Annotated in this window: 9 protein-coding genes, 1 tRNA gene and 1 pseudogene; 9 read left to right on the top strand and 2 right to left on the bottom strand. The window is 56.6% G+C overall.

Annotation, left to right across the window (positions count from 1 at the left end):
- Positions 1 to 575 precede the first annotated feature (575 nt).
- The 3 genes and pseudogenes from AC2FI8_RS20880 to AC2FI8_RS20870 form a co-directional block, all read left to right on the top strand.
- Positions 576 to 725 (top strand): annotated as a pseudogene (locus tag AC2FI8_RS20880) (helix-turn-helix domain-containing protein); the annotation flags it as partial.
- Positions 726 to 742: 17 nt separating this feature from the next.
- On the top strand, positions 743 to 1417 hold the full coding sequence (locus tag AC2FI8_RS20875; protein WP_496780821.1) for a hypothetical protein: 675 nt from the start codon (positions 743 to 745) through the stop codon (positions 1415 to 1417).
- A gap of 90 nt (positions 1418 to 1507) precedes the next feature.
- Positions 1508 to 1762: a hypothetical protein gene (locus tag AC2FI8_RS20870; RefSeq protein ID WP_496780820.1), complete on the top strand. Its 255-nt coding sequence runs from the start codon at positions 1508 to 1510 to the stop codon at positions 1760 to 1762.
- A gap of 131 nt (positions 1763 to 1893) precedes the next feature.
- Here AC2FI8_RS20870 and AC2FI8_RS20865 read toward each other — a convergent pair.
- Together AC2FI8_RS20865 and AC2FI8_RS20860 are read right to left on the bottom strand one after the other, a co-directional pair.
- A tRNA-Pro gene (locus AC2FI8_RS20865) sits at positions 1894 to 1970 on the bottom strand.
- A 94-nt stretch (positions 1971 to 2064) separates the two neighbouring features.
- A complete protein-coding gene (locus tag AC2FI8_RS20860; protein ID WP_496780819.1) occupies positions 2065 to 3180 on the bottom strand; it encodes a THUMP domain-containing class I SAM-dependent RNA methyltransferase in 1116 nt (371 codons plus the stop codon).
- 288 nt (positions 3181 to 3468) lie between these two features.
- On the opposite strand from AC2FI8_RS20860, the gene AC2FI8_RS20855 reads away from it, so the two are divergent.
- The 6 genes from AC2FI8_RS20855 to nqrF are packed head-to-tail and all read left to right on the top strand — an operon-like array spanning position 3469 to position 9329.
- Positions 3469 to 4812 (top strand): Na(+)-translocating NADH-quinone reductase subunit A, encoded by a 1344-nt coding sequence (locus AC2FI8_RS20855; RefSeq protein WP_496780818.1) that lies wholly within the window; start codon positions 3469 to 3471, stop codon positions 4810 to 4812.
- Positions 4813 to 4817: 5 nt separating this feature from the next.
- Positions 4818 to 6026, top strand: a complete 1209-nt coding sequence (locus AC2FI8_RS20850; RefSeq protein ID WP_109311030.1) for an NADH:ubiquinone reductase (Na(+)-transporting) subunit B — start codon at positions 4818 to 4820, stop codon at positions 6024 to 6026.
- The gene (locus AC2FI8_RS20845) at positions 6019 to 6834 is read left to right on the top strand and encodes a Na(+)-translocating NADH-quinone reductase subunit C (protein WP_058272102.1); all 816 of its coding nucleotides are present in this window, start codon (positions 6019 to 6021) and stop codon (positions 6832 to 6834) included. The genes AC2FI8_RS20850 and AC2FI8_RS20845 overlap by 8 nt, the downstream gene beginning before the upstream one ends.
- The gene (locus tag AC2FI8_RS20840) at positions 6834 to 7487 is read left to right on the top strand and encodes an NADH:ubiquinone reductase (Na(+)-transporting) subunit D (RefSeq protein WP_058272101.1); all 654 of its coding nucleotides are present in this window, start codon (positions 6834 to 6836) and stop codon (positions 7485 to 7487) included. Before AC2FI8_RS20845 ends, AC2FI8_RS20840 begins: the two co-directional genes overlap by 1 nt.
- Positions 7487 to 8095: an NADH:ubiquinone reductase (Na(+)-transporting) subunit E gene (gene nqrE, locus AC2FI8_RS20835; RefSeq protein ID WP_010441340.1), complete on the top strand. Its 609-nt coding sequence runs from the start codon at positions 7487 to 7489 to the stop codon at positions 8093 to 8095. Before AC2FI8_RS20840 ends, nqrE begins: the two co-directional genes overlap by 1 nt.
- A 10-nt stretch (positions 8096 to 8105) precedes the next feature.
- Positions 8106 to 9329, top strand: coding sequence for an NADH:ubiquinone reductase (Na(+)-transporting) subunit F (gene nqrF, locus AC2FI8_RS20830; RefSeq protein ID WP_496770058.1), 1224 nt, complete (start codon positions 8106 to 8108; stop codon positions 9327 to 9329).
- Positions 9330 to 9340: the final 11 nt, after the last annotated feature.

Genomic DNA, 9340 nt, shown 5'->3' with positions numbered 1-9340 from the left:
TTAACGGCTTCGATGAACCAGAAATCCTCCGTTGCTCAAACCCCAAATCTGTCCGGTAGGCGCTGACGTCAGACAAAAAGGATAGGTTCGACTACCGGCAACCGCTGGATCGAACTTGTTCTCGAAGGGTGTGCAGAAAAACAGGACAGCTATCGTTGATGATGATCAGTAGACGCGTAGTCAAGGCAGCGTGGATGGACACTTCAGCCAAAGGATCATCTTAGTTACGCAGCCTTGTTTTAGTCGGGCGCAGAGGTCGGCGCGGGAAGCCCGCTAGGGAGCGCCGGCTTGAACTTGTAGTCAGTCCCTGGGTTATCGAAATCACTATCGAAAATGGTGGAGAGCGGTACCATCCAAAATTTACTTTCGAAATATATCAATAGCTTATGATTTTTCTCCGATCTACAACGCGCATCCGACGTTGTGCTTGCTATAGACTTATTGATCACACGAAAAAGGAACCTCCCGGCAATGCGTACGCAGATCAGGAATTCGGCGCCCGTGTCCGAAACTTCGATGGCTGAATACCACCCTGGCATTTGGGTTGTGGATATAACCCTCTGGGCGGTTACGTAATGAGTAGTGACGAAGCACTCATCACGATCGAGGAATTCGCGGCCGCCTTACATCGCACGATCACCCCCAGAACGGTTCGGACCCTGATCCATCAGGGCGAGGTTAACGCCGTTCGCCTCGGCAAGCGCTACTACATGACTCACGACGAATTGAATAGGTTCACGACATGCCCCGTAAACGCAAACCGGCCCGGCTCTTCCAGCGTAAGGACGATGGCGCCTGGGTCATCCTCGACGGAGGGCAGCAGATCCGGACAGGCTTTGGTGATGGATTTCATGAGGCAGCGGAAGAAGTCCTGAGTAATTATATTGCCAGCAAGAAGCGGCAAGATGATCGCGTCCGCGACCCGAGCGAGATCACCGTCGGCGAGGTTTTGGTGCATTACGGCGAGGCTAAGGTAAAGGTGGTCCGCGACAGGGACCGCCTGCTCTACACGATACAGGCACTGTCGCCCTACTGGAGCGACCTCAAGGTGTCCCAGATCGACATCGACAGGTGCCGGGGCTATACGGCCTGGAGGCGGTGCGCCGCATGGACCGTCCGGCGCGAGATGAACACACTGAACGCCGCTGTCAAATACGCCCTGGCGTCGCGCAGGATCAGCCATGCACCAATCGTAACCCTGCCTGAGAAGGGAGTCGCCAATGACCGCTGGCTGACCGAGGAGGAGATCCAGCGCCTGCTGGAAGCCTCTGCTTCTCACGTCCAGCGGTTCATCAAGATCGCGCTATACACCGGACGTCGGAAGACCGCGATCACGAGGCTGAAGTGGATGCCCTCCCTTGATAGCGGCTGGGTCGATCTTGACAGCGGGGTGATCCATTTCCTTGGCAAGGCCTAGGCCGAGACCAAGAAGCGCAAGGGAATGGTCAAGATGCCTGGCACGCTCCACGCGGAGATGAAGACCTGGGCCCAGCAGGGGAGCCACGTAGTGTCGTTTAAGGGGGCGCCGATAGATCGGATCGACAAGGCCTTTCGTGCGGCCGTCCAGCGGGCCGGTCTAAAGGATGTGACGCCGCACACCCTAAAGCACACAGCGGTTACCTGGGCGTTCATGCGCGGCATGACACTGGAGGACGCAACGGCCTATTTTGCGACCTCGCGCGAAACCCTGGAAAACGTCTATCGGTCCTACAGCCCAGATGCGCTTAAGAACGCGGCGGGAATTATGGACTGGAAGATATGAAGTGCTAATTCGGTAGTTGGTGGATGCCGGTAGTGAACGAACTGAGCACATCTATCGAACGAAACGTTGCGGATATCGTTGCGGCCATTCCTCTGAAAACAACAAAGGCGCCCTCAGGCGCCTTGTTTTATTGGTCGGAGTGAGAGGATTCGAACCTCCGACCCCTGCCTCCCGAAGACAGTGCTCTACCAGGCTGAGCTACACTCCGACCGTGGCGCGTGATTTATACTTGCATTTTTGGATGTGCAAGGGGGTTTCCGTGTCGTTTGTGCGAATTGCCTTCGTCGTTCCCGGGCATCGGATCAGGTCAAAACACCAGTTTGATACAGTCGGATTTTGGTGCCACCGTGGTCCACAATTGGCCCGGGGGGCAACAGCGGCAGGCGGGTGGATCGGGCCAGGCCTGCGTTGCTGGTCACGATACCGATACGCCAGCCCTTGAACTTGGTTTGCAGTACCTTGCCCAAGCTGCCGTAAACGGATCGCAGGCGTTTTTCATCCCCGATCCGGGCACCATAGGGTGGGTTGACAATAACAAGACCTGCGGCATCCGACGGGGGTTTTATGTCGCTGACCGAGCGCGTCTGAAACATGGTGAAATCGGCAACCCCGGCCCGGTCAGCGTTTTTGGTCGAGGCCTCAATCGCTCCGCTATTGCGGTCTGAGCCATGAAAAACGACGTCCGGTTTGGCCAAAGGTTGTTGCTCGCGCATCGAGGACCAGACGTTGGGGTCGAAACTCGGTAGATTTTCAAAGGCAAAGTTGCGGGTACGGCCGGGGCGCAGCCCCAGCGCGATTTCGGCGGCTTCAATGACAAAGGTGCCAGAGCCGCACATCGGGTCCAGAACTGGCTCGGACCCATCAAATCCACACTCTCGGAGAAACATAGCCGCCATCGTTTCGCGCATCGGCGCTTTGGCGACAGCCGGTTTGTGGCCGCGCTTGTGCAAAGGCTCGCCGGAACTGTCGATCGAAAAGGTGCATAGGTCCTTTTCGATGCGCAGCAGGACGCGCACAGCCGCATCGGACGAAACCGGTGCGCCCAGAGTTTCCGTAATTGCCACTTCGATACGTTGCCGGGCGGCCCCTGCATGGTAGATTCGGGATTTGCGACTTGTCGCTTCGACTTTGACGGGCACATCGGGACGCAAAAAATCGGCCCAGGGAAATTTTCGGGCCCGTTTATCCAGTTGTGCCAAATGAACTGCGGGAAACCCGCCCAATCGCACCAGAACCTTGTTCGCACCGCGCAGACACAGGTTCGCGCGCCAGACTTCAGGCCAGCTTCCACGACAGGTGACGCCGCCGGGTACCGGCTTTGCATCTGCGAATCCCTGCTCGACTGCTTCGGCATGCAGCGGGGCTTCGAGGCCGGGCGTTGCCACCAGAAAAATCTCAAAATCGTTGTTTGGTTCCATCCCGGGTGCTTACACCGGAAGTGTTGCGGGTGCGATATGCAATTTCAACAGGTCCAAAATGCAGCCCTTCAAGTTAATTTGACAAAATATCGGCAATTTAGGCGGCAACGGGTTTGCGTTTGGCAACATCCCCGCGTAAAGGGACCGTGATCAAAACGAAGCTTGGAATGAAAACAGGTGCTATGCGCCTTTTTTGCTCACAGGCTCCCACATACAGATCGTTTTGTGCCACTATGCAGTGGTGGGAACGATGTGTTGCAGGAAAGAGGCTTGGAAGACAGTAGCGACATGCAAACTTTCAAACTGAAAAAAGGGTTGGAGTTGCCGGTGCAAGGCGCGCCAGAGCAGACGATCCAACCGGGTCCTGAATTCAGGTCTGTCGGGGTTTTGGGGGCTGATTATCTGGGCCTGAAACCGCGCATGCTGGTTCAAGAGGGTGAAGAGGTTCAGCGGGGCACACCGTTGTTTTGCCACAAGGACGTGCCCGAGGCGATGATGGTCGCCCCGCTCAGCGGCAAGATCGTGGCCATCAACCGTGGTGCGCGTCGGGTGTTGCAGAGCGTCGTGATCGAAGTCTCGGACGTCAACGACACAGGTCTGGATTTCTCGGCTGTGGGCGACGCCGATACCGCCGAGGGCGTGACCGAACGTCTATGTGCGGCTGGCCTGTGGACCGCTTTCCGCACGCGGCCCTATTCCAAGATGCCCGCACCGGGTACCAAGCCCACGGCAATTTTCGTGACAGCGATGGATAGCGAGCCTCTGGCCGCTGATGCCGCGATCATTATCCAGGATGCAGGTGACGCCTTTGCTGTCGGCCTGAGCGCAGTTGCCAAGCTGACCGAGGGCAAGACGTATCTGTGCCAAAATGAGGGCGCAGCCCTGCCGGGCGCCGACATTCCGGGTGTTGAAGCCGCAGCATTTTCCGGACCGCACCCCGCAGGCCTGGCTGGAACCCACATCCACTTCCTTGAGCCACTGGCCGGCGAAAAGCAGGTTTGGACAATTGGCTATCAGGATGTCATCGCGATTGGTCGTCTGATGCAAACGGGTCATCTGGATCCGAACATCGTGGTTGCCCTTTCAGGCCCCGGCGCGCGTCAGCCCCGCCTGATCCGCACTGTCATGGGGGCATCGACTGATGATCTGACCCGCGACGAAATTAATGTGGACGGGACTGCCCGTGTGATCTCAGGCTCGATCCTGTCGGGCCGCCATGCAGAGGGGCCACAAGCCTACCTGGGCCGTTTCGCGCGCCAGATCAGCATCATCCGCGAAGACCATGATCAGCATACGTTGGGCTGGATTCTTCCGATGCCGTCGAAATACGCGGTTCAGCCAGTTCTCGGCTCGGCCTTTGCCAAGAAGCTGTTTGCATTCACGTCCAATCTGAATGGCGGACGCCGTGCAATGGTGCCGACCGGTACGTTCGAACAGTTGATGCCGCAGGACTATTTGCCGACGCAATTGCTACGCGCTTTGCTGGTAATGGACACCGATACTGCACAGGCGCTGGGTGCGCTGGAGCTGGACGAAGAGGACCTTGGCCTTATCGGCTTTGCCTGTCCGGCGAAATATGAATATGGGCTGGCGCTGCGCGACTGCCTGACAAAGATTGAAAAGGAGGGCTGATCCGAATGGGTTTGCGCAACTTCTTTGACCGGATCGAGCCGAACTTTACCAAAGGCGGCAAGTACGAGAAGTATTTCCCCATCTACGAGATGGTCGAAAGCTTCATCTACACTCCGAAAACCGTAACCTCCGTTGCACCCCATGCGCGGTCCTACGTGGATATGAAGCGGATCATGACTTATGTCGTGATCGCCACGATCCCCTGTATCCTGTGGGGAATGTACAATACCGGCTTTCAGGCGAACTCGGCCATTGCCGCGCTTGGACCCGATTCAGCCACTGGCTGGCGGATCGCCATTCTGCAGATGTTCGGTATCTCGCTGAACCCCGCCAGCATCTTTGCCAATGTGATGCACGGGATGATGTATTTCCTGCCGATTTACATCGTCACTCTGGTTGCAGGCGGTATCTTCGAGGTCATCTTTGCGACTGTTCGCGGCCATGAAGTGAACGAGGGTTTCCTCGTAACTTCCATGCTTTACACGCTAATCTTGCCCGCATCTACGCCACTTTGGCAGGTTGCGTTGGGCATCATCTTCGGGGTGGTGATTGGTAAAGAAGTCTTTGGTGGCACTGGCAAGAACTTCCTGAACCCAGCACTCGTCGGTCGTGCGTTCCTGTACTTTGCCTATCCGGCGAACATGTCAGGTGACACGGTTTGGACCCCGGTTGATGGCTTTTCAGGCGCGACAGCTCTGTCGGTATCCGCCTCAGAAGGATATCAGGCGTTGGCCACCGAGGGGCTGACATGGTGGAATGCGTTTCTTGGTCAGATGCAGGGCAGCTTTGGTGAAACATCAACGCTGGCTTGTATGATCGGTCTGGCATTCCTGCTAACGACCCGCATCGCCAATTTCCGACTGATTGTCGGCTGTCTGGCTGGGACCATAGGTCTGACGCTGCTGTTTAACCTCATTGGGTCGGATACCAACCCGATGTTCGCGATGCCATGGTACTGGCACGTCGTCGTCGGTGGTTACGCTTTCGGTCTGGCTTTCATGGTGACCGAGCCCGTTTCAGCCAGCCATACCAACATGGGCCGGTATATCTACGGTGCTCTGATCGGTATCATGGTTGTGTTGATCCGTGTGGTGAACCCCGCTTTCCCCGAAGGCATGATGCTGGCAATCCTGTTCGGTAACGTCTTTGCACCGCTGATTGACTACTTCGTCGTTCAGGCAAACATCAAACGGAGGGCGCGTCGCCATGTCTGATACGCAATCCCCAGAACCCAAGGGCGCGATTGCCAAGTTTCTGGCGGCCTCGCCGGACTCGGTCGGTAAAACGATCTTTATCGCCGTCGCCGTTTGTCTGGTGGCCTCGATGGTCGTGTCAGCCGCAGCCGTTAGCCTGCGCCCGGTCCAGGAAGCCAACGCGCTGAAGGACAAGCAGATCAACGTTCTGCAGGTAGCTGGTGTTTATGAACCCGGCACCGACGTGTCTGAGGCGTTCGCCGCATTCGAGCCGCACGTTGTTGAACTTTCGACGGGTGAGTTCGTCGACGACCAGTTCGATCCCGCAACCTTCGACGATCTGGCCGCCGCAAGCGATCCAGAGCTGAGCGTCGCGCTGGACGATGACCCGGCTGGTATTGGTCGCAAGGCGTTGTACCGTGTTGTCTACCTGCTGCGCGACGAATCCGGCGAGTTGGACAAGGTGATCCTGCCGCTGCACGGCTATGGTCTGTGGTCGACGCTCTATGGCTTTATCGCGCTGGAAAACAACGGCAACGATATCTACGGCCTTCAATTCTATCAGCACGGCGAAACCCCCGGTCTTGGCGCCGAGGTGGACAATCCGCGTTGGAAAGCGTTGTGGAACGGCAAGAAGCTGCGGGATGATGCCGGTGATCTGCAGATCACAGTATCCAAGTCGCAACCTGCCGCTGGCCCCGACTTTTATGTAGATGCGCTGGCCGGTGCCACGCTGACTTCGGTTGGTGTTGATAACCTGGTGAAATTCTGGATGGGTGATGCGGGCTTCGCTCCGTTCCTGGCCAAACTGCAAGCAGGAGAGTTCTGATGTCCCAGACCAAGAGAGAGATGCTGGTCGACCCGCTTGTCGACAACAACCCGATCACACTGCAGGTGCTGGGTATCTGTTCGGCGCTGGCGGTGACCTCTTCGCTGCAGGTGTCCTTCGTGATGGCGCTGGCGGTTACCTTCGTGACCTCGTTCTCGTCCTTCTTCATCTCCTGCCTACGCAACCAGATCCCGGGCTCGATCCGGATCATCGTACAGATGGTGATCATCGCGTCGCTGGTGATCCTGGTGGATCAGGTTCTCAAGGCTTACGCCTTTGAGATTTCCAAAACCTTGTCGGTTTTTGTCGGCCTGATCATCACCAACTGTATCGTGATGGGCCGCGCCGAAGCATTTGCGATGAAGAACCCGCCCGTCGCGTCCTTCATTGACGGCCTGGGCAACGGAATGGGCTACGGTCTGATCCTGCTGCTTGTTGGCTTCATTCGCGAACTGTTCGGCAACGGGTCGCTGTTTGGCGTCACCATTCTGGAGACCGTCAACAATGGTGGCTGGTACGTGCCCAACGGCATGCTGCTGCTGCCGCCGTCCGCGTTCTTTATCATCGGCCTGATCATCTGGGCCTTCCGCACATGGAAGCCGAACCAGGTCGAAGAACGTGAATACAAAATTCAGCAGGTAGAGGCCCACTGATGGAAGGTCTGATTTCACTGGCCGTAAAGGCCATCTTTGTTGAAAACCTCGCGCTCAGCTTCTTCCTCGGGATGTGTACATTCATCGCCGTGTCCAAGAAGATCTCGACTGCGCTGGGTCTGGGTATTTCGGTGATGGTTGTGCAGGCGATCACCGTTCCCACGAACAACCTGCTGCTCAGCTATCTGCTGAAGCCCGGCGCGTTGGCCTGGGCGGGTTTCCCTGATGTGGACCTGACCTTCCTTGGTCTGATTTCCTACATCGGCGTGATCGCGGCGATGGTGCAGATCCTCGAGATGGTTTTGGATAAGTATTTCCCGCCGCTCTACAACGCGCTGGGGATCTTCCTGCCGCTGATCACGGTGAACTGCGCCATTCTGGGTGGATCGCTGTTCATGGTCGAGCGTGACTATAACTTCGCCGAAGCCGCCACCTATGGTCTGTCTTCGGGCTTTGGTTGGGCGCTGGCGATCACTGCGATGGCTGGTGTGCGTGAAAAGCTGAAGTACTCGGACATTCCCGATGGTCTGCAGGGCCTTGGCATCACCTTCATCACCGCGGGACTGATGGCTATGGCCTTCATGTCTTTCTCGGGCGTGAAGCTGTAAGGAGGGACGAATGGAAACTTTTAGCCTGGGCGTCGTCCTTTTCACCCTGATCGTTGTCGCTTTGGTGGCCCTCATCATGGCCGCCCGTTCGAAACTGGTATCGACCGGCGATGTGAACATCACTATCAACGGTGAAAAAACCATTTCCGTTCCTGCAGGTGGCAAACTGCTGCAAACATTGGCGGCTGAGAAGTTGTTCGTGCCGTCCGCTTGTGGTGGTGGTGGCACCTGTGCGCAGTGCCGTGTGCGTGTGCATTCAGGCGGTGGTTCAATCCTTCCTACCGAAGAAAGCCACATCACCAAGCGCGAAGCCTCCTGCGGCGACCGCTTGTCCTGTCAGGTTGCGGTCAAGCAGGACATGGACATCGAAGTTCCCGAAGAGGTCTTTGGCGTCAAGAAATGGGAATGCACGGTTCGCTCAAACGAAAACGTGGCAACCTTCATTAAGGCGCTGACGCTGGATCTGCCCGAGGGCGAGGACGTGAATTTCCGCGCTGGCGGATACATCCAAATCGAAGCCCCTGCGCATGCGTTGAAATACACTGATTTCGACGTGGAAGAGGAATACCGCGAAGATTGGGACCGCTTCAATCTGTGGCAGTATGAATCGGTTGTGAACGAACCGATCGAGCGCGCGTATTCAATGGCCAACTACCCGGACGAAAAAGGCATGATCATGCTGAACGTCCGCGTTGCCTCGCCACCTCCTGGTTCCGAGGGTATCCCAGCGGGTCAGATGTCGTCCTACATCTTCAACCTGAAACCGGGTGATAAGGTTACCATCTCGGGCCCGTTCGGCGAATTCTTTGCCCGCGACACCCAGAAAGAGATGGTCTTTATCGGCGGTGGCGCCGGTATGGCGCCCATGCGCAGTCACATCTTCGACCAGCTCAAGCGTCTGGAAAATCGAGACCGCAAAATCAGCTTCTGGTATGGCGCGCGTTCGAAGAAAGAGATGTTCTTTGTCGATGACTTCGACACTCTGGCCGAGGAATTCGACAACTTTGAATGGCATGTTGCCCTGTCGGATGCGCAGCCAGAGGACGATTGGAAAGGCTACACCGGCTTTATCCACAATGTTCTGTTCGAAGAATATCTCAAGAACCACCCTGCGCCTGAGGACTGTGAGTTCTATATGTGTGGCCCACCAATCATGAATCAGTCGGTCATCAACATGCTGCTGGATCTGGGTGTGGACCGCGAAGACATCATGCTCGACGATTTCGGCGGGTAAGAAACAAAGAA

The organism is Ruegeria sp. CDSB029, assembly GCF_059611125.1.
This window is presented reverse-complemented; position numbering and strand designations above follow the sequence as displayed.